Annotated in this window: 22 protein-coding genes; 11 read left to right on the top strand and 11 right to left on the bottom strand. The window is 73.7% G+C overall.

Annotation, left to right across the window (positions count from 1 at the left end):
• The first annotated feature begins 39 nt into the window (after nt 1-39).
• From ABII15_RS30305 to ABII15_RS30290, 4 genes are all read left to right on the top strand, one after another.
• Nucleotides 40-1020, top strand: a complete 981-nt coding sequence (locus tag ABII15_RS30305) for a helix-turn-helix transcriptional regulator (protein ID WP_353945444.1) — start codon at nt 40-42, stop codon at nt 1018-1020.
• A 48-nt stretch (nt 1021-1068) separates the two neighbouring features.
• Nucleotides 1069-1551 (top strand): DUF456 domain-containing protein, encoded by a 483-nt coding sequence (locus ABII15_RS30300; protein WP_353945443.1) that lies wholly within the window; start codon nt 1069-1071, stop codon nt 1549-1551.
• 147 nt (nt 1552-1698) lie between these two features.
• A complete protein-coding gene (locus ABII15_RS30295; RefSeq protein WP_353945442.1) occupies nt 1699-2391 on the top strand; it encodes a DedA family protein in 693 nt (230 codons plus the stop codon).
• A 22-nt stretch (nt 2392-2413) separates the two neighbouring features.
• The gene (locus ABII15_RS30290) at nt 2414-3085 is read left to right on the top strand and encodes a 4'-phosphopantetheinyl transferase superfamily protein (protein WP_353945441.1); all 672 of its coding nucleotides are present in this window, start codon (nt 2414-2416) and stop codon (nt 3083-3085) included.
• Between the two features lie 10 nt (nt 3086-3095).
• Here the strand turns inward: ABII15_RS30290 and ABII15_RS30285 are convergent, their stop codons facing one another.
• From ABII15_RS30285 to ABII15_RS30270, 4 genes are all read right to left on the bottom strand, one after another.
• Complete coding sequence (locus ABII15_RS30285) at nt 3096-3614, bottom strand: methylated-DNA--[protein]-cysteine S-methyltransferase (RefSeq protein ID WP_353945440.1); 519 nt, start codon at nt 3612-3614, stop codon at nt 3096-3098.
• Nucleotides 3611-5011: an AlkA N-terminal domain-containing protein gene (locus ABII15_RS30280; protein ID WP_353947248.1), complete on the bottom strand. Its 1401-nt coding sequence runs from the start codon at nt 5009-5011 to the stop codon at nt 3611-3613. The genes ABII15_RS30285 and ABII15_RS30280 overlap by 4 nt, the downstream gene beginning before the upstream one ends.
• A gap of 142 nt (nt 5012-5153) precedes the next feature.
• The gene (gene rsgA / locus ABII15_RS30275; RefSeq protein WP_353945439.1) at nt 5154-6317 is read right to left on the bottom strand and encodes a ribosome small subunit-dependent GTPase A; all 1164 of its coding nucleotides are present in this window, start codon (nt 6315-6317) and stop codon (nt 5154-5156) included.
• A gap of 265 nt (nt 6318-6582) precedes the next feature.
• Nucleotides 6583-6726 (bottom strand): hypothetical protein, encoded by a 144-nt coding sequence (locus tag ABII15_RS30270; RefSeq protein ID WP_353945438.1) that lies wholly within the window; start codon nt 6724-6726, stop codon nt 6583-6585.
• Nucleotides 6727-6853: 127 nt separating this feature from the next.
• Between ABII15_RS30270 and ABII15_RS30265 the strand changes: the two genes are divergently transcribed.
• Nucleotides 6854-7033, top strand: a complete 180-nt coding sequence (locus ABII15_RS30265; protein WP_353945437.1) for a hypothetical protein — start codon at nt 6854-6856, stop codon at nt 7031-7033.
• A 24-nt stretch (nt 7034-7057) separates the two neighbouring features.
• Here the strand turns inward: ABII15_RS30265 and ABII15_RS30260 are convergent, their stop codons facing one another.
• A complete protein-coding gene (locus ABII15_RS30260; protein ID WP_353945436.1) occupies nt 7058-7507 on the bottom strand; it encodes an Lrp/AsnC family transcriptional regulator in 450 nt (149 codons plus the stop codon).
• A gap of 128 nt (nt 7508-7635) precedes the next feature.
• On the opposite strand from ABII15_RS30260, the gene ABII15_RS30255 reads away from it, so the two are divergent.
• Nucleotides 7636-8625: an asparaginase gene (locus tag ABII15_RS30255; RefSeq protein WP_353945435.1), complete on the top strand. Its 990-nt coding sequence runs from the start codon at nt 7636-7638 to the stop codon at nt 8623-8625.
• Nucleotides 8626-8722: 97 nt separating this feature from the next.
• Here ABII15_RS30255 and ABII15_RS30250 read toward each other — a convergent pair whose 3' ends face one another.
• Nucleotides 8723-10045 (bottom strand): radical SAM protein, encoded by a 1323-nt coding sequence (locus ABII15_RS30250; protein ID WP_353945434.1) that lies wholly within the window; start codon nt 10043-10045, stop codon nt 8723-8725.
• A 60-nt stretch (nt 10046-10105) separates the two neighbouring features.
• Nucleotides 10106-10795 carry a pyridoxamine 5'-phosphate oxidase family protein gene (locus ABII15_RS30245; RefSeq protein WP_353945433.1) on the bottom strand — a complete coding sequence of 230 codons (690 nt, stop codon included), beginning with the start codon at nt 10793-10795 and terminating at the stop codon, nt 10106-10108.
• Between the two features lie 505 nt (nt 10796-11300).
• Here ABII15_RS30245 and ABII15_RS30240 point away from each other — a divergent pair.
• Complete coding sequence (locus ABII15_RS30240; protein WP_353945432.1) at nt 11301-12554, top strand: FAD-binding protein; 1254 nt, start codon at nt 11301-11303, stop codon at nt 12552-12554.
• Nucleotides 12555-12671: 117 nt separating this feature from the next.
• Here ABII15_RS30240 and ABII15_RS30235 read toward each other — a convergent pair whose 3' ends face one another.
• A complete protein-coding gene (locus ABII15_RS30235; protein WP_353947247.1) occupies nt 12672-14054 on the bottom strand; it encodes an MFS transporter in 1383 nt (460 codons plus the stop codon).
• Nucleotides 14055-14249: 195 nt separating this feature from the next.
• On the opposite strand from ABII15_RS30235, the gene ABII15_RS30230 reads away from it, so the two are divergent.
• Together ABII15_RS30230 and ABII15_RS30225 are read left to right on the top strand one after the other, a co-directional pair.
• Nucleotides 14250-14819 (top strand): TetR/AcrR family transcriptional regulator, encoded by a 570-nt coding sequence (locus ABII15_RS30230; RefSeq protein ID WP_353945431.1) that lies wholly within the window; start codon nt 14250-14252, stop codon nt 14817-14819.
• Between the two features lie 80 nt (nt 14820-14899).
• Entirely contained in the window at nt 14900-16954 is a 2055-nt protein-coding gene (locus tag ABII15_RS30225; RefSeq protein WP_353945430.1) for an NAD(+) synthase, read from the top strand.
• A 34-nt stretch (nt 16955-16988) separates the two neighbouring features.
• On the opposite strand, the gene ABII15_RS30220 is transcribed toward ABII15_RS30225, so the two are convergent.
• The gene (locus ABII15_RS30220; RefSeq protein WP_353945429.1) at nt 16989-18008 is read right to left on the bottom strand and encodes a helix-turn-helix domain-containing protein; all 1020 of its coding nucleotides are present in this window, start codon (nt 18006-18008) and stop codon (nt 16989-16991) included.
• Nucleotides 18009-18077: 69 nt separating this feature from the next.
• Between ABII15_RS30220 and ABII15_RS30215 the strand changes: the two genes are divergently transcribed.
• The gene (locus tag ABII15_RS30215) at nt 18078-19055 is read left to right on the top strand and encodes an NADP-dependent oxidoreductase (RefSeq protein ID WP_353945428.1); all 978 of its coding nucleotides are present in this window, start codon (nt 18078-18080) and stop codon (nt 19053-19055) included.
• Nucleotides 19056-19190: 135 nt separating this feature from the next.
• Here ABII15_RS30215 and mmuM read toward each other — a convergent pair whose 3' ends face one another.
• Nucleotides 19191-20093 carry a homocysteine S-methyltransferase gene (gene mmuM, locus ABII15_RS30210; protein WP_353945427.1) on the bottom strand — a complete coding sequence of 301 codons (903 nt, stop codon included), beginning with the start codon at nt 20091-20093 and terminating at the stop codon, nt 19191-19193.
• A 90-nt stretch (nt 20094-20183) separates the two neighbouring features.
• Between mmuM and ABII15_RS30205 the strand changes: the two genes are divergently transcribed.
• Entirely contained in the window at nt 20184-20552 is a 369-nt protein-coding gene (locus ABII15_RS30205; protein ID WP_353945426.1) for a VOC family protein, read from the top strand.
• A 12-nt stretch (nt 20553-20564) separates the two neighbouring features.
• Here ABII15_RS30205 and ABII15_RS30200 read toward each other — a convergent pair whose 3' ends face one another.
• Entirely contained in the window at nt 20565-21338 is a 774-nt protein-coding gene (locus tag ABII15_RS30200; RefSeq protein ID WP_353945425.1) for a helix-turn-helix transcriptional regulator, read from the bottom strand.
• Nucleotides 21339-21377 lie beyond the last annotated feature (39 nt).

Genomic DNA, 21377 nt, shown 5'->3' with positions numbered 1-21377 from the left:
GGGGGTGACGGAACGCGTGACGAGGAGGGGCATCACCGCATGCTGGGTGCGATAGGTCTGGACGAGGCGCACGAGACGGCGTACCGCGCGCTGGTGGCGGTCGGAGCCGCCGACGTACCGGATCTCGCGCTGCGGCTCGCGCACGCCGAGTACGAGACCGAGCGCATCCTGCGCCGCCTCGAACGGCACGGCCTCGCCGCCCAGTCCTCCGCCCGGCCCGGCCGCTGGGTGGCGGCGCCGCCCGGGATCGCGCTCGGCGCCCTGCTCGCCCAGCAGCGGCACGAGCTGGAGAAGGCGGAGCTGACGGCGGCCCGGCTCGTCGAGGAGTACCGGGCCCAGGCCGTCGAGACGGCCGTGCACGATCTGGTGGAGGTGGTCACCGGTGCGGCCGCCGTCACCCAGCGCTTCCTGCAGATCCAGCTCGGCGCGACGGAGGAGGTCTGCGCCCTGGTCACCGACAGCCCGGTCGCGGTGAGCGGCACGGACAACGTGGCGGAGCCGCAGGCCGTCAGCCGCGGGGTCGGCTACCGGGTCGTCATCGAGCGCGAGGTGCTGGCCCTGCCCCGGGGTCTGATCGAGCTGTCGGCGGCGATCCGCCGGGACGAGCAGGTGCGGCTGGTGGACCGGGTGCCGACGAAGATGGTGATCGCCGACCGGTCGCTCGCGCTGGTGCCGCTGACGTCCCGGTCCGCGGAGCCGGCGGCGCTCGTGGTGCACGCGAGCGGGCTGCTCGAATCGCTGAGCGGGCTCTTCGAGGCGGTGTGGCGGCAGGCGCTGCCGCTGCGGCTCGGCGAGGACGGACAGGTGTACGAGAACAGCCCGGACGGCCCCGACGCCGTCGATCTGGGGATCCTCTCGCTGCTGCTCGCCGGGCTGACCGACGCGAGCGTCGCCAAACAGCTCGATCTCGGGCTCAGGACGGTGCAGCGGCGGGTGAAACGGCTGATGGAGCTGGCCGGGGTGACCACGCGGCTCCAGCTGGGCTGGCACGCCTTCGAGCGGGGCTGGGTCTCCCGGTGACGCTCCGCTGGCCGTGCCGGAGCGGCATGACCATGGCACGGTTGCCGCATGGGAACGTGGGAACTCCTGCTGGTCGGGGCGGTGCTCGCCCTCGGCCTGTGCGGAGTCTTGGTGCCGGGGGTGCCCGGGTCGTGGCTGGTGTGGGCCGCGGTCGCGGTCTGGGCCCTGCGTGAGCCCAGCGGTCTCGCCTGGGGGGTCCTCGTCGGCGCCACCGTCGTTCTGCTCGCCGCGCAGGTGCTGCGCTGGCAGTTGCCGCCGCGCCGGCTGCGGCAGGCCGGGGCGACCTGGCGGCTGGCGGTGTGGGCGGGGCTGGGGGCGCTCGCCGGGTTCTGCGTGGTGCCGGTGATCGGCGCGATCCCCGGGTACGTCGGCGGGATCTACGTCTCGGAGCGGCTGCGGCTGGGCAGTCACGGCGACGCGGTCGCCTCCACCCGGACGGCGATGCGGGCGGGCGGCTCCAGCGTCCTCGCCGAGCTGTTCGCGTGCCTGCTGATCGTGGGCGCCTGGATCGGCGCGGTGATCTGGGGCTGATTCCCCCCGGATCCGAGGCGGCCGGGAACTCCTGACTTTGCCAACCGTTTACCCTCGTGAGGGCGCGCCGAGCCGCCGTTCCGGCCCGGGTGGGCGTCCGGGCAGCGGGCTGCGGCGTGCGACGACGACCCTGCCTGGAGACCCCGTATGCATCTCGTGACCGTGGCCGCCTCCCCCGGCTCCGGCGCCCCATCCGGCGAGCCGGCCTCCGGGATCGCGGGGTGGGCGGCCCGTCTCGTCGAGACGGCGGGCGGCCCCGGCGCGGGCCTCGCCATCGCTCTGGAGAACCTGTTCCCGCCGCTGCCCAGCGAGATCATCCTGCCGCTGACCGGTTTCGCGGCGGGCCAGGGCGTGATCGGTCTGGCCTCGGCGCTGTTCTGGACGACGCTCGGTTCGGTCGTGGGCGCGGCGGCCCTGTACGGCATCGGCCGCGCGATCGGCCGCGACCGGATGTACGCGCTGTGGGCCCGGCTGCCCCTGGTGAAGGTCTCCGATCTGGAGCGGACGGAGGCCTGGTTCCAGCGGCACGGCACGAAGGCGGTGCTGTTCGGCCGGATGGTGCCCGTCTTCCGCAGCCTCGTCTCGGTCCCGGCGGGCGTGGAACGCATGCGCCTGCCGGTCTTCCTCTCCCTCACCGCGGTCGGCTCGCTCGTCTGGAACACGGTGCTCGTGCTCGCCGGGTACTGGCTGGGCGACCAGTGGGAGCTGGTCGAGCGGTACGTGGGCGTCCTGTCGAAGGTGGTCCTCGGCGCGGCGCTCGTGGCGGTGACCGCCTATGTCGTCGTACGGGTCCGTGGGCCCCGCCGCAAGGGCCGCCACCGCGCCGGACAGGGCCGGTAGGGTCGTCTCCCGTGCGGGTGACATGGACGACGTGAGGGAGCTGGCGCCGCGCGGCCGGGCCCGGCTGTGGCTGGCGCGCACGGACGGGCGGTCCGCTGACGGCGGGGACGCCGGGGCCGGCGTGCTCGACGCCGGTGAGCTGCGGCGCGCCGCCGGTTTCCGCTTCGCGCGGCACCGGGTGCGGTACGTCGCCGCGCATCTGGCGCTGCGCGGGATCCTCGGCGAGCGGCTGGGGTGCGCGCCCGGTGCGGTGCGGTTCGTGCGCGAGCCCTGCCCGGAGTGCGGTGAGCCGCACGGCCGGCCGGCCCTCGCGGACCCGTCGGGCCCGCACTTCTCGCTCTCGCACAGCGGCGACCTGGCCCTGATCGCGCTCGCGCCCGTCCCGGTCGGCGCCGACGTGGAGGAGCTGCCGTCGGCCGACGCGACCCGCGATCTCGCAGCGGTCCTGCACCCGCGCGAGCGGGCCGAACTCGCCGCGCTCGGCGCGCCGCAGGAGCGCCGCGTCGCCCTCGGCCGCGCCTGGGTCCGCAAGGAGGCCTACCTGAAGGGCCTCGGCACCGGCCTGGCCCGCGCCGCCGACCTCGACTACGTCGGTACGCTGCCGGGCGCACCCGGGGCGCCCGGCGGCTGGACGGTACGGGACGTGCCGGTCCCGGACGGATATCTGGCGGCGGTCGCGGTCGCCCCGGGCTAGGGCCTGTCCCTCAGATCCCGACGCCTTCGAGGGTCAGCAGGGTCACCTTGCGGTCCAGGCCGCCCGCGTACCCGGTGAGGGAGCCGTCGGCGCCGATGACGCGGTGGCAGGGGCGCAGGATCAGCAGCGGGTTGGCGCCGACCGCGCCGCCGACGGCCCGCACGGCCGCGCGGGAGGCGCCGATCCGGGCCGCGACCTCGCCGTACGTGGTGGTGGAGCCGTACGGCACGGCGTCGAGCGCGTCCCACACGCGGCGCCGGAACTCCGTGCCCTCCGGCCTCAGTTCCAGGTCGAACTCCTTGAGTTCGCCCGCGAAGTAGGCGGCGAGCTGCCGTGCGGCGTCGGTGAAGAGGGCCGGGTCGCGCACCCAGCCGTCCCGCACCGTGCGGCCGCCTTTCTGTCCGGGGACGGACAGCGACGTCAGGGCGCCGGACGCGTCGGCGGTGAGCAGCAGCTCGCCGAGCGGGCTGTCGAGGGTGGTGAAGCGGACGGCGGGGGCGGTGTCGCCGGGTACGGGCTTGGTGTTCACGACTGTCCTTCTGCTGAGAGGTGTTGGCGTGCGTACGACCGCCAGGGCCGCCAGGCGGCGCCGGTGGCGTCCGCTCCGGGCGGGGCGTCGCCGGGCACGGTCACGTCGGGGTCGCCGAGCGCCCGCATGCGGATCAGGGCGGCGGTGCGCGCGTCCAGGCCGGGCAGGGTGCGCAGGCAGGCCTCGGCGTCGTCGCGGTCGGCGCCCGCGTCGAGCCGCAGGGTGCCGTCGGCGAGGGCGCGGGCCAGCGCGCCGAGCGTGCCGGGTTCGTCGGCGAGGGCGTCCGGCGCGGGAAAGAGCCGGTCGAGGGCGCCGCAGGGCGCGTCGAGCCGTTTGCCGTACCGCTCGACGAGGCGGGCCGACTCCGTGGGCCCGGCGACGATGCGCAGGGCGAGTTCCTCGGGGTCGGCGGCGCCGGGCGAGCGCAGTCCGGGGCGGGCGGCGACGAGCGGGGCGAGCCGCGGATCGGCGCCGAGCCGCTCGTCGATCGCGTACGGGTCGGCGTCGAGGTCGAACAGGCGGCGCAGCCGGCCCACGGCGGTGGTCAGGTCCCGCAGGTCGGTCAGGTGGATCCGGGCGTCGAGCCAGCCGCCGCGGTGCTCGGCCCGCGCGCCGGGCTGCTCGTGCCGGGCCTCGTCGACGGAGACGACGCCGGTGCCGTGGGGCAGGCGCAGCGTGCGCCGGAAGATCCGGGACCCGGGCCGGTCGCCGGTCAGTTCCTCGACGCCGGGGACGCGTTCGCGGGCGAGCAGGTCGAAGACGGGCCGCGCCTGGTAGGCGCCCCGGTGGGCGAGCCGCAGCGGGATGCCGGCGCCGGCGGCGACGGCCCGCTGCCGGTCGGGCGCGTCGGCCCGCAGCTGGGTGGGGGTGCGGGCGTACACCTCGCGCATGGTGTCGTTGAACTGCCGCACGCTCGCGAACCCGGCCGCGAACGCGATCTCGGTGACCCGCAGCGGTGTCGTCTGCAACAGCACCCGGGCGGTGTGCGCGCGCTGGGCGCGGGCGAGCGCGACGGGGCCCGCGCCCACCTCGGCGGTGAGCTGGCGCTGCACCTGGCGGGCGCTGTAGCCGAGCCGGCCGGCGAGTCCGCCGACGCCCTCCCGGTCGACGACGCCGTCGCCGATCAGCCGCATGGCCCGGCCGACGACGTCCGCCCGTACGTTCCACTCCGCGGAGCCCGGCACGGCGTCCGGGCGGCAGCGCCGGCAGGCCCGGAAGCCGGAGCCCTGCGCGGCGGCGGCCGTCGTGTAGTAGCGGACGTTCTGCCGCTTCGGGGTGACCGCGGGGCAGCTCGGGCGGCAGTAGATCCCGGTGGTCTCGACGGCGAAGAAGAACTCGCCGTCGAACCGGGCGTCCCGGCTGCGCACGGCCTCGTAGCGCGTGTCCTCGTCGATCATCACGCTTCCAGTGTCGCCGGTTCGCTCCGCTCGGGCTGGCGGGAATCGGACACGGCGTTGCCCGGACGGGTTTCGTCGCCGGGTGCGGGCCGGTGGGGCTTCTCGCGCAGTTCCCCGCGCCCCTGAAGGCCGCCGCCAGCCCTTACCTCAGGCGCCCCCGCTTGGCCTCCATGGCCGCGCGGCCCTGTTGCCCGCGCTGCTTCCAGACCTTGCGCATCTCGTCCCGCAACCGCGCGTCGGTCCGCGCGGCGAGCCGCCGGTTCTCGCGGACCAGCTTGCGGTAACTGTCGAGGCGCCGCTGCGGAAGCGTCCCGTCGTCGACGGCGCGGAGCACCGCGCAGCCGGGCTCGACCTGGTGCCCGCAGTCGTGGAACCGGCACCGCTCCGCCAGCTCGGCGATCTCGGCGAACGCCTGCTCCACGCCCGCCTCGGCGTCGTAGAGCCCGACCCCGCGCAGCCCCGGCGTGTCGATGAGGACACCGCCGCCGGGCAGCACGAACAGGTTCCGGGTGGTCGTGGTGTGCCGGCCCTTGCCGTCCATGTCACGGACCGCCTGGACGTCCATGACGTCGGTGCCGACCAGCGCGTTGGCCAGGGTCGACTTGCCGGCGCCGGACTGCCCGAGCAGCACGGCCGTGCCGCCCGCGACGACGGCCCGCAGCACGTCGATCCCGTCGCCGTCGTGGGCGCTGACGGGCACCACCTGGGCGCCGGGCGCGGCGGCCGCCACGTCGGAGACCAGGTACGACAGGCCGACCGCGTCGGGCACGAGGTCGGCCTTGGTGAGGACGACGATCGGCTGGGCGGCCGACTCCCGGGACAGCCCCGCGTCGTGCAGCAGGGCGTCACCGCTCGCGCTCGCGTGGGCGAGGGCGAGGAACCGCTCGATACGGCCGAGGTCCAGCTCGGCGGCGAGGGACACGCAGATGATGATGTGGTCGACGTTGGTCGCGAGCACCTGGCCCTCGGACCGCTTCGACGTCGTCGACCGGACGAAGGCGGACCGCCGCGGCAGCAGGGTCCGTACGTACCGGGGGTCGCCGCCCTCGGGGTCGACGGCGACCCAGTCCCCCGTGCACACGACCTTCATCGGGTCGCGGGGCACGACGAACTCGGTGTCGGCGCGGACGACGCCCTCGGCGGTGGCCACGTCGCACTGGCCGCGGTCGACCCGGACGACCCGGCCGGGCAGCAGGCCCTGCGCGCCGTACGGGGCGAACACGGACGCCCAGTCCGCGTCCCAGCCGTACGCGGCGAGCGGGGAATCCGGAAGAGAGGAACCGGAAAGAGAGGAAAGCGAAGACAAGGGGTGACCCTTCACATGGGTGGCCCCGGCGCCGCGTCCTGGGACGCGGAGAGAAACGAGTGTGTGATCAGCCGGTGGCCACGGAGGTGGACTTGACGAACTTCCGGATGCGGGCAACGCCCGGCTCGACAGCAGCCATCGGTCAACACCTCCAGATCACACGGTCGGCAGCGGCAGCCCGAAGGCGCCGCGGGAACGGACCTGACGTTAGCCACCCGGGCCGACCCGGCGCCAGTGGTTTTTCACCTCACCCCCTGCGGGGCCGTCAGCGGCGGCGCAGTCGCCCGAGCCAGGCGCGGGCCTGGGCCTGCCGGCGGGGGTCGGACGCGGTACGGCGCGCCGTCGCGATGGCCCGCCGGCCCTGCGGGGTGCGGCTGTACTGCTTGATGCGGTCGAGGATGCCCGGCATGACGCCTCCATGGTGTCGGTCGGTGCGTGCGTTCGTGCTCGCTCCCCCTGCGGATACCCGGGATGCGGTACAGAACACGAATGGGGGCACACGGGCGACAACACCCCGACGAGAAACCGGAGTTCCCATGTTCGCCATCGCCGCCGCCGTGCTGTTCTTCCTGGCGTTCCTGATCAACGCCGCCGACATCTCGACGAACGACACCTTCACGTCCGTGAACATCATGCTGCTCGGTCTGACCGCGCTGGCCCTGCATCTGGCGGGGGCCGCCGGCTGGGCGCGCAGCCGGTCGTCGCGGCGCCGCTGATGGCGCTCACGCCTGCCGGTCGGCTCAGACCGGCAGGCCCCGCGGCTCCTTGACGCGCTTCATGATGATCTGGGAGTTCACCTCGGTGACCCCGCCGAGAGTGGTGAGCCGCTCGATCCAGAGGCGTTCGTACGCGGCGAGGTCGGCGACCGCGATGCGCAGCAGACAGCCGGGGCTGCCGAACAGGCGGTAGGCCTCGATGACGTCGGGGATGTCCTGGAGCGCCTGCTCGAAGGCCTCGACGGACTCGCGGTCGCGGCGGACCTCGATGGAGACGAGGACCTCGAAGCCGCGGCCGACCGCGGCCGGGTCGACCATCGCGCGGTAGCCCTGGATGACCCCGTCCTGTTCGAGCTGGCGGACCCGGCGCAGACAGGGCGAGGGGCTCAGCCCCACCCGCTGGGCCAGCTCCTGGTTGCTGAGCCGGCCGTCGCTCTGGAGCTCGCGCAAGATGTGCAGGTCGATCGCGTCCATGACGCAATTATCCACCACGCCTTTGGCGTCCGCGGGCCAGAATTGGCAATCAAATTGCGCGGTTTTCGATTTATCCTTGCGGTTGCGTTACCCCTCCCGCCCCTCCCCCACCCGCGAGGCACCTCTCCATGAAGCGCATCACGCTCATCAGCACCGGCGGCACCATCGCCAGCCGCTGGCAGGGCACCGGTTACGCCGCCGACGCCGGCGGGGACACCGTTCTGGCCAGCGCCGCCGTGCCGGACGGCGTCGAGGTGCGGGTCGTCGACCTGTTCAACATCAACAGTTCGCAGATGACCAGCGAGCGCCAGCTGACCCTGCTGCGCGCGGTGCGGGACGCGCTCGCCGACCCGGACGTCGACGGCATCGTCGTCACCCACGGCACGGACACCCTGGAGGAGTCCGCGTTCCTGGTCGACCTGCACCACGACGATCCCCGCCCGGTGGTGTTCACCGGCGCGCAGAAGCCGCTGGGCGCCAGCGACGGCGACGGTCCGGGGAACATGTACGACGCGCTCCAGGTCGCCGCCACCGTACGGGACCTGGGGGTGCTGATCGCCTTCGACGGCTCGGTGTACGCCGCGCGCGGCACGGTGAAGACGCAGACGCTCGCCGCGCACGCGTTCGGCGACCCGTCGCGGCCGCAGGCCCTCGGCAAGCTCGGCTTCGGCCGGGTCGACATCCGCCGCGATCCGGTGCGACCCGCGCCGCTGCCCGTACCGAAGACGGACGACGGCGCTCTGCCGCGCGTCGACATCGTCATGCACCACAGCGACGCGGACCCCACGCTGTTCGACGCCGCGATCGCGGCGGGGGCGCGGGGGATCGTGCTCGTCGCCACCGGTGCCGGGAACGCCACTCCGGCGTTCGCGGACGCCGTGGCCGACGCCGTGCGGCGCGGGGTTCTGGTCGCCGTCACCTCGCGTGTGCCGGCCGGGCCGCTCGCCGAGATCTACACGGGGGGCGGGGCCGTGGATCTGGTCGCCGCCGGTGCCGTGCTCACCGGCACGCTGCGGGCCGGGCAGGCCCGGATCGCCGTTCTGTCCACGCTGCTCGCCGACGCGGACGCCGCGCTGCTGACCCGCCTGGTCTCGGACCCGGAGCCCGCGTCCGACTGAGCCGCCGCCGGGTGCGGGTGCGTCGTGGTGGCTGGTGTCGCGCGGTTCCCCGCGCCCCCGAAAGGCCTGCGGCCTTCAGGGGCGCGGGAACCGGGCGTCAGACCTCCACGGCTTCCTCGTTGGGCGCGAGGCTGTCCATGAAGGAGCTGACCGAGAAGACGGCGCGGCCGGCGCCCGACGGGCCGTATCCGGGCGGGGACGACAGCCCGAACTCGTCCATCGTCGAGCGATAGGCGTCGAGCAGCCGGATGTGATACTCCAGCGGCGCCCCGTTCGGGTTCTCCTTGCCGAGCGGTGTCGTCGGCTCCGGGCACCACGTGGTGAACCGCGGCGTGATGCCGTTCGACATGAAGAAGCGCAGGCCCTCGGTGGTGGAGGCGATGGCCTCGTCGACCGTCTTGAAGCCGAACGGTTCCGCCATCTCGACGCCCGCCACGAAGTTCGGGATCACATTGCGCGCGCCGAACACGTCGCGCGAGTCGAGGATCCGCTTGTGCCACTCGTCACGGCCGACGTACCGCTCCTTGCCGGGGCAGTACATCTTGAACAGGTACTCGTCCCACACCTCGTAGTTGGGGTGGTAGATCTGGATGCCGTAGTCCTTGAAGCGCTGCACGTCGTCCTTGGGCAGCGCCTGCGCGACGACCTTGCCGATCCAGCGCCCGGGGAAGTACTCCTCGATGGCCTTGGCGTAGCGCCCGTAGAAGTCCGCCTCGTCCAGGCCCTGCACCTTCGACGTGATGGCGCCGCCGGTCAGCGTGTACGCGGTCGACGCCTTCGCGGTGTCGTACTTGTCGATGATCTCCAGGGCTTCCAGGACCTCGTCGACGTCCTTCACGCCCGTGTAGGGGCGGCCGGCCGCCTTGTGCTGGCGCCAGTTGTGGTTGATGTCGCAGTACTGGCACTCCTCCTTGGCGCCGAAGTACTGGCAGACGCGGAACGCGGTCAGGTAGATCAGGTAGCCCCACTGGATCGTCGGGGCCACCTCCATGACCGACTTCCCGTTGGAGAGCTTGTGCCGGTAGTACTCCGGCATGGGCGGCACACCCACGTCGGCGATGCGCTTGCCGTCCAGGTAGAGGCCGAGCATGCCGTCGTCGCCGGCCGCGACCCGGTACGGGGACGACGGGTTCACGCGGACCGAGACGACCGTGCGGCGCAGGTCGTAGGGGCCGCCGGTGAGGACGATCTCCTCGGGCGGGCGGCGCAGCGCGGCCTCGCCCAGCTCGGGCAGGGTGCCGTGGTCGAAGGAGAAGATGAAGTACGACTTCGGCTTGACCTCGCCGTCCTCGTTGTCGCTGAGAGCCGAGGCGTCGAACGCCACTCCGCCGCGCAGCAGGTCCTCCTTGAAGACCGCTTCCCTCGGAACATGCGGGAAGCGCTCCATCAGGTCCTCTACCAGCGCCGTACGGCTCTGCATCCCGTTCTCCTTGCTCGTTCGACGGTCACAGTCCTTCCCACGGTATCCCCCGCCCCCGGGTCAGCCCTGCCGGGTCCCCGCTCGGGCGACGATGTGCGCGGGGGCGGTGCGGCTGGCGGGGAGCACGGGGTCGGCCGTGGGCGCTCCCCAGCGCGTGGTGAGCGGCAGGGTGCCGGCCCACAGGCCGAGCTCGGCGTCGGCCGAGTCGCCGTCGTCCGGCGGGCCCGCGCTGATCTTCACGGAGGCCTCTTCGAGGGAGAGGGCGAGGACGGTCGTGGCGGCGAGTTCCTTGCGGCTGGGGCGGCGGGCGTAGTCCCACTGGCCCGGCGCCGTGTGCTCGGTGATCAGGCGCAGCGCCTCGGTCTTCTCGGCGTCGTCGGTGAGGGTGCGCGGTACGCCGTAGAGCATCGCGCACCGGTAGTTCACGCCGTGCTCGAAGACGGAGCGGGCGAGGACCAGTCCGTCGACGTGGGTGACGGTGACGCATATCGTCTCATCGGCGTCGTCGGCGGCGCCGGTCAGGCTGCGGCTGGCCACCGACCCGTGCACGTAGAGGTACCGCTCGTCACGCCCGTACACCGTCGGTACGACCATGGGGACGCCGTCGACGATCACTCCCAGGTGACAGACGAAGCCCGCGTCGAGGATCGCCTCCAGGTCCGCCCGCTCGAAGCTCGCGTTCTCCTTGAAGCGACGCAGGCGTGTGCGGTCGGTGGGTGTCAGCGTGCGGGGCAGTTCCGAGTGCGTCATGCGCCGGAACAGTACTCCCGAGCGGCCGCTCCGCCCGGCGCCGGGTCTCCCCACGCCCCGGGACCCGTCGCCGAGCGCCCTCTCGCCGTGCCCCCTAAAACCAGCCGTCACGCGCGCCTCTCGTCGTGGCTGGTCGCGCAGTTCCCCGCGCCCCTGAGGCATGCGCTCCGCGCAGCCTCCCCTTGAGGTTGCGCATCGCGCCCCTCCCCTCCCAGGCCCTGAGGCAGCACTCCGCGCGCATCTCCTCCAAGACCTGAGGCAGCGCGTCGCGCGCCTCTCCAGCAGGAGGGGGCGGGCGCGCCTCCCTCGATGAGATGGCGCACGAAGTGCGCATCTCAGGGGCGCGGGGAACTGCGCGAGAAGCGGCCACCGGGCCGCGGACGAACGAACAACCCAGGGGCGCGGGGAACTGCGCGACAAACCCCCACCGGCCCGCAGGCCGCCGGAACCGCGGAACCCCGGCCGTGATCCAATCACCCCGGAACCGCATGAAAGGCCGACCGCCATGCCCGACACCCGCCCCATGAACTGGGCCCGCAACATCACCTTCTCCGCGGCGGCGGTGCACCGCCCGGCCACCCCCGACGCCCTGCGCGACCTCGTGGCGCGGAGCGCACACGTCCGGGTCCTCGGCAGCGGCCACTCCTTCAACCGGATCGCCGACGTGGACGAGAACCGCGCCGGCGCCCTGATCTCCCTGGGCGGCCTGCCCGCGGGGATCGACATCGACAGGGCGGCGCGCACGGTACGGGTCGGCGGCGGCGTCCGCTACGCCGAGCTGGCGGCCCAACTGCACGCCCACGGCCTCGCGCTGCCGAACATGGCCTCCCTGCCGCACATCTCGGTGGCCGGTTCGGTGGCGACCGGCACCCACGGCTCGGGCAACGGGAACAAGTCGCTCGCCGAGGCGGTCCGCGCCGTGGAGATCGTCACCGGCAACGGCGAGACCGTCACCCTCGCGCGCGGCGACGACGGCTTCGAGGGCGCCGTGGTCTCGCTCGGAGCGCTCGGCGTCGTCCTCTCGCTCACCCTGGACGTGGAGCCGGACTACGAGGTGAGCCAGCACGTCTTCCGTGAACTGCCTTTCCAGGGGCTGGACTTCGAGGCCGTCACCTCGTCCGCGTACAGCGTGAGTCTGTTCACCAAGTGGCGCGGGCCGCACTTCGACCAGGTGTGGGTGAAGCAGCGGCGGCCGCTGCCCGTCGACTTCCCGTGGGCCGAGCCGGCCGCGGAGAAGCAGCACCCCGTGCCGGGCATGCCCGCGGTGAACTGCACCGAACAGTTCGGGGTGCCCGGCCCCTGGCACGAGCGACTGCCGCACTTCCGGGCCGAGTTCACCCCGAGCAGCGGCGACGAGCTCCAGTCGGAGTATCTGCTGCCGCGCGAGCACGCCCTCGCGGCGCTGGCCGCGCTGGACGGCGTACGGGACCGGATCGCGCCGGTGCTCCAGGTGTGCGAGGTGCGGACCGTCGCCGCCGACGCGCAGTGGCTGAGCCCGGCGTACGGGCGGGACACGGTCGCCTTCCACTTCACGTGGGTCGCGGACACGGCGCGCGTCCTGCCGGTCGTGTCGCTGGTCGAGGACCGGCTGCGGGATGTCGACGCGCGGCCGCACTGGGGAAAGGTGTTCACCGCCGAGCCCGCCCGGGTCGCCGCGCGCTATCCGCGGGCGGCCGACTTCCGGGCGCTCGCCGAACGGCTCGACCCCGACGGCAAGTTCACCAACACCTTCGTCAGCCACCTCGTACCGAGGTCCTGAACTCGCCTGCTCCCGCCGGCAAAGCAAAGATGACGGTCACTCAGGGACGGCGGTGCCCCTGGTCGACCCGCGCCCTGCGCACGATCGTCCCGTGCCGCGGGCACGGTGAGCCCCGACTCAGACGCTCTCGGCGGTTTCTGACGGGGCGTCGGTCGCGGCCCGACGGGTGGGCCCGGCGCCGGGAGCGGCTTCCGGCGCCGATCGCGCCAGCAACAGGCCGGTGAACGCGGCGCACACCAGCGTGACGATTCCCGCCGCGACGAAGGCACTGTCGAGACCTGCCTCGAAGGAGGCGCCGTCGGACTGCCGGGTGCGGACCACGGCGCCGAGCACGGCCACGCCGAGCACCGCGCCGAACTGCCGGGTGGTGCTGCTGATGCCCGAGGCGAGGCCGCCTTCCTCGGGGCTGACCGCCTGGATGGCGGCGCCGGTCAGCGGGGACATGGTCAGGGCGAAGCCGACGCCGACCGTCGCGAGGCGCCACCACACGTTCGCGTAGCCGGTGTCGGCGTGCACCGAGCCCAGGGCGAGCAAGCCCAGGCCGGCCAGCGCCAGGCCGACGGTGACCACGCCCCGGAAGCCGTACCGGGCGGCGAGACGGCCCGCGTACGGGCTGACGACCACCATGGCGAGCGTCATCGGCAGGGTCTGGAGTCCGGCCCGCATGATCGAGCTGCCCTGGACGTGGACGAAGAACTGGGAGAAGAAGAACGACGACCCCATGAGCGCGAACCCCACGACGACCATGGCGGTGTTGGAGACCGTGAACAGCCGTCGGCGGAACAGGCGCGGCGGCAGCATCGGCGCCGAGCGGCGCCCCTCGACGGCGACGAAGGCGGCGAGAAGGGCGAGCGCGGCGGCGAAGCAGCCCAGGATCACCGGTGAGGCCCAGCCGCGTGCGCCGCCCTCGATGAGCGCGTAGGTCAGGGTTCCCACGCCCAGGACGGACAGGACGGTCCCGGGGATGTCGAGGGCGGGTGCGGCCGGGTTGCGGGACTCGTCGAGGACGCGCCGGCCGGCGAGCAGCAGGACCACGCCGATGGGCACGTTGACCAGGAAGATCGCGGGCCAGCCGAAGGCCTCCGTCAGCACGCCGCCGACGACGGGCCCGACGGCCAGGCCGATTCCGCTGAGCCCGGCCCAGAGCCCGATCGCCCGGACCCGCTCCCGCGCGCCGGGGTGGGCGGCCACCAGGAGGGCCAGCGAGGCCGGGCTCAGCGCCGCGGCGCCGATCCCCTGGGCCACGCGCCCGGCCACCAGCCACCCGACCGACGCCGAGACACTGCACAGCACCGACGCGACGGTGAACACCGCGACGCCGCTCAGGTAGACCCGCTTCCGGCCGAACCGGTCGGCGAAGACCCCGCCGGTCAGCAGCAGCATGGCGACCAGCAGCACGTAGGCGTCGACGATCCATTGCAGACCGGTCAGCCGCGTGTGCAGCCGGTGCTGCATGTCCGGCAGTGCCGCGCCGACGATCGTGTTGTCGAGCAGCACCATGAACTGCCCCAGGCAGGTCACCACGAGCAGGGCCACCCGGTTCGGTCCGCCACCTCCGGACGCGGACGACACAGACGGTGCAGATGACGCAGCCATGACTCCCCCTTCGGCTAACGCAGCCAGTTACTGCGTTAAGAGGGAATGTAGAGCACCCCTCCCTACAAACGCAACCATCAACTGCGTTAAGGTGGGCGCATGGACGATGAGCAACAGCGCACCCGGCGCCCCGGCGGACGCAGCGCCCGCGTCGGCGCGGCGGTGCACCAGGCCGTCACGGACCTGGTGGGGGAACGGGGCTACGGCGGCTTCACCGTCAGCGAGGTCGCGGCCCGCGCGGGCGTGGCCGACACCACCGTCTACCGGCGCTGGGGAAGCCTGGAGGCGCTGCTCACCGACGTGACGCTCACCCGCCTCAACGCGCGCTCCCCGATGCCCGACACCGGGAGCCTCGCCGGCGACCTGCACACCTACGCGGCCGCCGTGGCCCGCGAGATCACCGGCCCCGACGGCCTGGCGGTGCTCCGGCTGGCCGTCGCCCTGTCCGGCACCGGGCCGGAGGGCCTGCGGCTGCGCGACGAGTTCCTCGCGGACCGCGCCGACCGGCTCCAGGCCATGCTCGACCGCGCCGGCGACCGCGGCGAGCCGCGGCTCGACGCCCTGACCGTCGTCGACCACGTCATGGCCCCGATGTACATCCGCGTGCTGTTCGGCGCGGGCCCGCTCACCCCGGAGTACGTCGACGGACTGGTCGACCGGCTGCTGTGAGCCCGGCCCCGACACCCCCCGGGCGGGCGGCGCCCGCTTGCGAAACCCCCGGCAGGCACCGGCCCTGACCGCTTGACATCATGGGGCGCGTGAACTTCCGGTCGATCTACAGTCAGGGATTCGCGCGGGTGGCGGCGTGCACGGGTCACGCCGCCATCGCCGATCCGCACGCCAACGCCGAGGCGATCCTGCGCCAGGCCCGTGAGCGCGCCGCGGACGGGGTGGCCGTCGCGGTCTTCCCCGAGCTGGGGCTCTGCGGCTACTCCATCGAGGACCTGCTGCTGCAGGACGTCGTGCTCGACGAGGTGGAGCAGGCCCTCGCCGCCGTCGTCGCCGGGTCCGCCGAGCTGCTGCCGGTGCTCGTGGTCGGCGCCCCGCTGCGCCACCGCGACCGGATCTACAACTGCGCGGTCGTCGTGCACCGGGGCCGGATCCTGGGCGTCGCCCCCAAGTCGTACCTGCCGAACTACCGGGAGTTCTACGAGCGCCGCCAGATCGCGGCCGGTGACACGGAGCGCGGCGGAACGATCCGGCTCGGCGGCGCCGAGGTGCCCTTCGGCGTGGACCTGCTGTTCGCCGCCGAGGACGTGGCCGGGCTCGTGCTGCACGTCGAGATCTGCGAGGACATGTGGGTGCCGGTGCCGCCCGCCGCGGAGGCCGCCCTCGCCGGGGCGACGGTCATCGCCAACCTCTCCGGCAGCCCGATCACCGTCGGCCGCGCCGAGGACCGCAAGCTGCTGTGCCGGTCGGCGTCGTCCCGCTACCTCGCCGCCTACGTCTACGCGGCCGCCGGGCTCGGTGAATCCACCACCGACCTGTCGTGGGACGGGCAGACGATGATCTACGAGAACGGGGCGCTGCTCGACGAGACCGAGCGCTTCCCGCTCGGCGACCGGGCCGCGATCGCCGACATCGACCTGGACCTGCTGCGCCAGGAGCGGCAGCGCCAGGGCACCTTCGACGACAACCGGCGCACGCACGCCGCGCGCACCGGCGACTTCCGCCGGATCCCCTTCCGGCTCGACGCGCCCGCGACCGACTTCGGGCTGCGCCGCGCCCTGGAGCGGTTCCCGTTCGTGCCGGCGGACGCCGAGCGGCTCGCCCAGGACTGCTACGAGGCGTACAACATCCAGGTCGCGGGGCTGGTGCAGCGGCTCGGCGCGATCGGCGACCCGAAGATCGTCATCGGGGTGTCCGGCGGGCTCGACTCGACGCACGCGCTGATCGTCGCCGCGCGCGCCATGGACCGGGCCGGGCGTCCGCGCAGCGACATCCTCGCCTTCACCATGCCGGGGTTCGCGACCGGCGAGCACACCAAGTCCAACGCGCACGCGCTGATGAAGGCCCTCGGCGTCACCGCCGCCGAGCTGGACATCACCGACACCGCGCGGCTGATGCTCAAGGAGATGGACCACCCGTTCGCGGGCGGCGACCCGGTCTACGACGTCACCTTCGAGAACGTGCAGGCCGGGCTGCGCACGGACTATCTGTTCCGGCTCGCCAACCAGCGCGGCGGCATCGTGCTCGGCACCGGCGACCTGTCCGAGCTGGCGCTGGGCTGGTGCACGTACGGCGTCGGCGACCAGATGAGCCACTACAACGTGAACAGTGGCGTGCCGAAGACGCTCATCCAGCACCTGATCCGCTGGGTCGTCAGCAGTGGGCAGTTCGGGGACGAGGCCGGGGAGATCCTCACCGCGATCCTCGACACCGAGATCAGCCCGGAGCTGGTGCCGGGCGAGGAGCTGCAGTCGACCGAGGACAAGATCGGTCCGTACGCGCTGCACGACTTCACGCTGTTCTACGTGCTGCGGTACGGGTTCCGGCCGACGAAGATCGCGTTCATGGCGTGGCACGCGTGGCGGGACGTCGCGGCGGGCGCGTGGCCGCCCGGGTTCCCGGACGCCGACCACAAGGCGTACGACCTTGCGGAGATCCGGCACTGGCTGGAGTACTTCTGCCGCCGCTTCTTCCAGTTCGCGCAGTTCAAGCGGTCCGCGATGCCGAACGGGCCGAAGGTGTCGGCCGGCGGTTCGCTCTCGCCGCGCGGCGACTGGCGGATGCCGTCGGACAGTTCGGCGCGCGCCTGGCTGCGGGACCTGGAGCGCTGGGACCCAGCCGACGTCGAGAGCTGACCTCGCCCGCTGAACACCGGCGGACCGCCGGTGTTCAGCCGCGGGCCCCTTCCAGGGCGTCCGCCCTGAACGTGCGCCGGTAGTCGCGCGGCGACACCCCGATGGCCGCGTGCAGGTGCTGGCGCAGCGAGGTCCCCGTGGCGAAGCCGACCTCGGCGGCGATCCGGTCCACCGGCAGATCGCTGGTCTCCAGCAACTGCCGCGCCCTGTGGACCCGTTGCTGGACGATCCAGCGGCCCGGGCTGGTGCCGGTCTCCTCCTGGAAGCGCCGGGCGAAGGTGCGCCGGCTCATCCGGGCGTGGTCGGCCAACTCGCCGAGCGTCAGCGGCCGTTCGAGGTTGCGCAGGGCCCAGGCGCGGGTGTCGGCGGTGCCGCTGCCGCTCTCCTCGGGCATCGGCTGCTCGATGTACTGGGCCTGGCCGCCCTCCCGCCACGGCGGCACCACGCAGTGCTTGGCCACCCGGTTCGCGACCGCGCTGCCGTGGTCGGAGCGGACCACGTGCAGGCACACGTCGACGCCGGAGGCGGCGCCCGCCGAGGTGAGGACGTCGCCGTCGTCGACGAAGAGCACGTCCGGGTCCAGGAGGACCCGCGGGAACATCCGGCGGAACAGGTCGGCGAGCGCCCAGTGCGTCGTCGCGGGCCGCCCGTCGAGCAGCCCCGCCGCGGCGAGGGTGAACGCGCCCGTGCAGATGGAGACGATGCGGGTGCCGGGCCGGATCCGGGCCAGCGCGGCGCGCACCGGCTCCGGCAGCTCGGCCGAGAGGAACCGCAGGTCGAACGGGGGCACGACGACCGTGTCCGCCGTCTCCAGGGCCTCCGGACCGTGTCCGACGGTGACGGAGAAGTCGGCGTTCGTCGCCACCGTCCGGTCCTGCGCCGCCGCACAGGTCACCACCTCGTACGCGCCCGGGACCAGCGGGAACACCCGGTTCGGGATGCCCAGCTCGAAGGGGTACACACCGTCGAGGGCGAGCACGACGACGCGGTGCGGCGCAGTCGTGCGGAAGTCGATCGGCCGGGCGGAGCCGGGCCGCGTGGTGGCCTGCGTCATGGCACGATCCTATCGTTTAATGTCCATCTTGCCATTGCCGGGGCGGTGGCCCTGGCGCAGGCTGGACGCATGACCAAGAACAACAGCGGCGACCAGCCCGAGCAGCCCACCATGAAGGCCATCAGCCAGGACACCCTCGGCGAACCCGACGTGCTCCGGGAGATCGAGGCCGCCCGGCCGAAGCCCGGCGTCGGGCAGATCCTGGTGGCCGTGCACGCGGCGGGCGTGAACCCGACGGACTGGAAGCACCGCAGGACCGGCGGCTTCCTCGGCGAGCCGCCCTTCACGCTCGGCTGGGACGTGTCCGGCGTCGTGGAGGCCGTCGGCGTCGGCGTGGCCGTGCACAAGCCGGGCGACGAGGTCATCGGCATGCTGCCGTACCCGTACGGCGCCGGTTCGCACGCCGAGTACGTCACCGGGCCCGCCCGCGCCTTCGTGCCCCGGCCCGCCGGGCTCGGCCACGTCGAGGCGGGCGCGCTGCCGCTGGTCTCGCTCACGGCCTGGCAGGCGCTCGTCGACCTGGCCGACGTGCGGCCGGGCCAGCGGGTGCTGGTGCACGCCGCGGCGGGCGGCGTCGGGCACGTCGCCGTACAGATCGCGAAGGCGCGCGGCGCGTACGTCATCGGCACCGCCTCGGCGCCCAAGCACGACTTCGTCCGGTCGCTCGGCGCCGACGAGGTCATCGACTACCGCACCCAGGACTTCCGTGCCGAGGCCCGCGACATCGACGTCGTCCTCGACACGCTCGGCGAGGAGACGCGGCTGCGGTCGCTGGAGGTGCTGCGGCCCGGCGGCATCCTCGTCTCGATCCTCCCGAACGGGTTCGGGGAGGTCCCGGCCCGGGCCAGGGAGCTGGGCGTGCGGGCCACCGCCATGCTGGTCGAGCACGACCAGGCGGGGCTGCGGGCCGTCGCCGGTCTGGTCGAGGAGGGCAGGCTGCGGGTGCACGTCTCGGGCACCTATCCGCTCGCCGACGCCGCGAAGGCGCACGAGGAGGGCGAGACGGGCCGGGTCACCGGCAAGCTGGTGCTGACGGTCCGTCCGTGACCGGCGCGCGGTGCGGGGCACGCTCCCCGCACCGCGCGGCCGTCGTTCTCTCCAACGCGCTTCGCGGGAAGGGGACTTGACCTGGAAGAGCCGGTGGCGGCGGTCGCGCTCAAGCCGTGACGGCCGGGCGGCCGGTCAGGCGAGGCTCGATCCGAGCTCCGAGATCACCCCGGGTCCCACCCGGCAGCACCCTCCGATCAGCCTCGCGCCGCGGTCCCGCCAGCCGGTGACCAGTTCGCCCGAGAACGAGCCCTGCCCGGCCCAGCGGCGCGCCCGCGCGTCCCAGGTCTCGCCGCTGTTCGGGTAGACCACCACCGGCTTCCCGGTGCTCCGGGCCGCCAGCTCGACGGCGTGGTCCACGTCCTCGGGCGCGCAGCAGTTCACCCCGACCGCGATGATCTCCGGGACGTCGGCGGCGAGGGCGAACGCCTCGTCGAGCGGCTGGCCCGCGCGGGTGCGGTCGCCGTCGACGCTGTACGAGAGCCAGGCCGGGACCCCGAGCCCGCGCACCGCCCGCAGCAGTGCCCGGGCCTCGTCGGCGTCGGGGACGGTCTCCAGGGCGAGGACGTCCGGCCCCGCCCCGGCGAGCACTTCGAGGCGCGGCCGGTGGAACCGCTCCAGCTCCGCGACGCTCAGCCCGTACCGGCCCCGGTACTCCGATCCGTCGGCGAGCATCGCCCCGTACGGGCCCGCGGACGCGGCCACCCACAGCGGCCGCCCGGCGCCCGTCCGCCGGGCCGCCTCCCGCGCCAGCTCCACGCTCAGCGCCATCAGTTCGGCGGCGCGCCCGTGTCCGATGCCGTGCCGGGCGAACCCGTCGAAGGTGGCCTGGTAGCTGGCGGTGATGGCGACGCTCGCGCCCGCCTCGTAGTAGGCGCGGTGGGCGGCGACGATCGCCTCCGGGTGGTCGGCGAGCAGCCGCGCCGACCACAGCTCGTCGCTCAGGTCGTGCCCGGCGGCCTCCAGCTGGTTGGACAGCCCGCCGTCGAGGACGATCGCCGCGTCGCCGCGCAGGGCGGACGCCAGGGAGGTGTTCATGCGCCCGACCGTACTAGGAGGTCTCCGCGGGGAACGAGGCGTCCGTTTCGTACAAGACCGGTGGCGTGCCGTCCGCCTACGGTGAGGCGCATGAACGACATCAGCATCCGCATGGACGCCATCGGCGTCGCCACCGGCGATCTCGCCGCGTCCCTCGCCTTCTACCGGCTGCTCGGCCTCGCGTTCCCCGAGGGCGCCGAGCGGCAGCCGCACGTGGAGACGGAACTGGCCGGTGGGATCCGGTTGATGTTCGACCCCGACGAGAGCGCGGCGGACGCCGGCCGCGGCCGGATCGCGCTGGCCTTCCACTGCGGCGACGCGGCCGGGGTCGACGCGGCGTACGACAGGGTGACGGGCGCCGGCCACCACGGCGAGAGCAAGCCGTTCGACGCGCCCTGGGGACAGCGGTACGCCGTGGTGCGCGATCCGGACGGCAATCAGATCGACCTGTTCGCGTAGCGGGCTCCGGGCTCAGACGAGGCCGCGCAGCGTGAGCCCCGTCAAGTCCTTGACGTCGCGCGAGAGATGGGCCTGGTCCGTGTATCCGGCGCGGGCCGCCGTCTCGGCGAAGGGGACGCCGGCGCGGGCCAGCGCGAGGGCGCGCTGGAGGCGCAGGACGCGGGCGAGCGTCTTGGGGCCGTAGCCGAACGCCGTCAGGGAGCGGCGGTGCAGGAGCCGGGGTCCGAGCCCCGTCAGCCGGGCGGTCTCGGCGACGGTCGCGCCCGAGCGCAGCGCGCCCACGATCCCGGCGAGCAGCGGGTCGGGCGGGGCCGCCGCCCCCGCGAGATCGACGGCGACGGCCTCCAGTTCCGCGGCCGGGTCGGCGGCCGCCCCGATCCGCTCGGTGAGCCGGCGCACCCGCGCCGACGGCCACAGATCGGCCAGGCCGACACCCCGGTCGCGCAGTTCGTGGGCCGGGACGCCCAGCCAGGCGGGAGCGGCGCCCGGGGCGAACCGGATGCCCGCGTACCGGGTGACGGTGTCCGCGGCGGGGCGGTGGGCCCGGGTGTCGGGGCCCGCGATCCGCAGCTCCCCCGAACCGTCCTCCAGCCACAGCAGGTCCATGCAGCCGTCGGGCAGCACGGGCTCGACCGGGCCGTGGGCCGGGTCGAGGGTGCGCGTCCACAGCACCGCGCCCGGCACCCGTGCGGCCCGCTCCGTGTACCCGCCGTCGTGCGGCGAGTCCCTGGCCGGGAAGGCGCCGCGTGCCCGCGGTTCCTCCAGGAACCCTGCGGAGACGTCCATACCGGCCAGGGTAGACGGACGCGTCGGGATCAGCGGGGT

This window comes from Streptomyces sp. HUAS MG91, from assembly GCF_040529335.1.
In the GTDB taxonomy this organism is placed as follows: Bacteria; Actinomycetota; Actinomycetes; order Streptomycetales; family Streptomycetaceae; genus Streptomyces; species Streptomyces tabacisoli.
The sequence above is the reverse complement of the archived record's forward strand: the minus strand, read 5'-3'. Positions and strand labels throughout refer to the sequence as shown.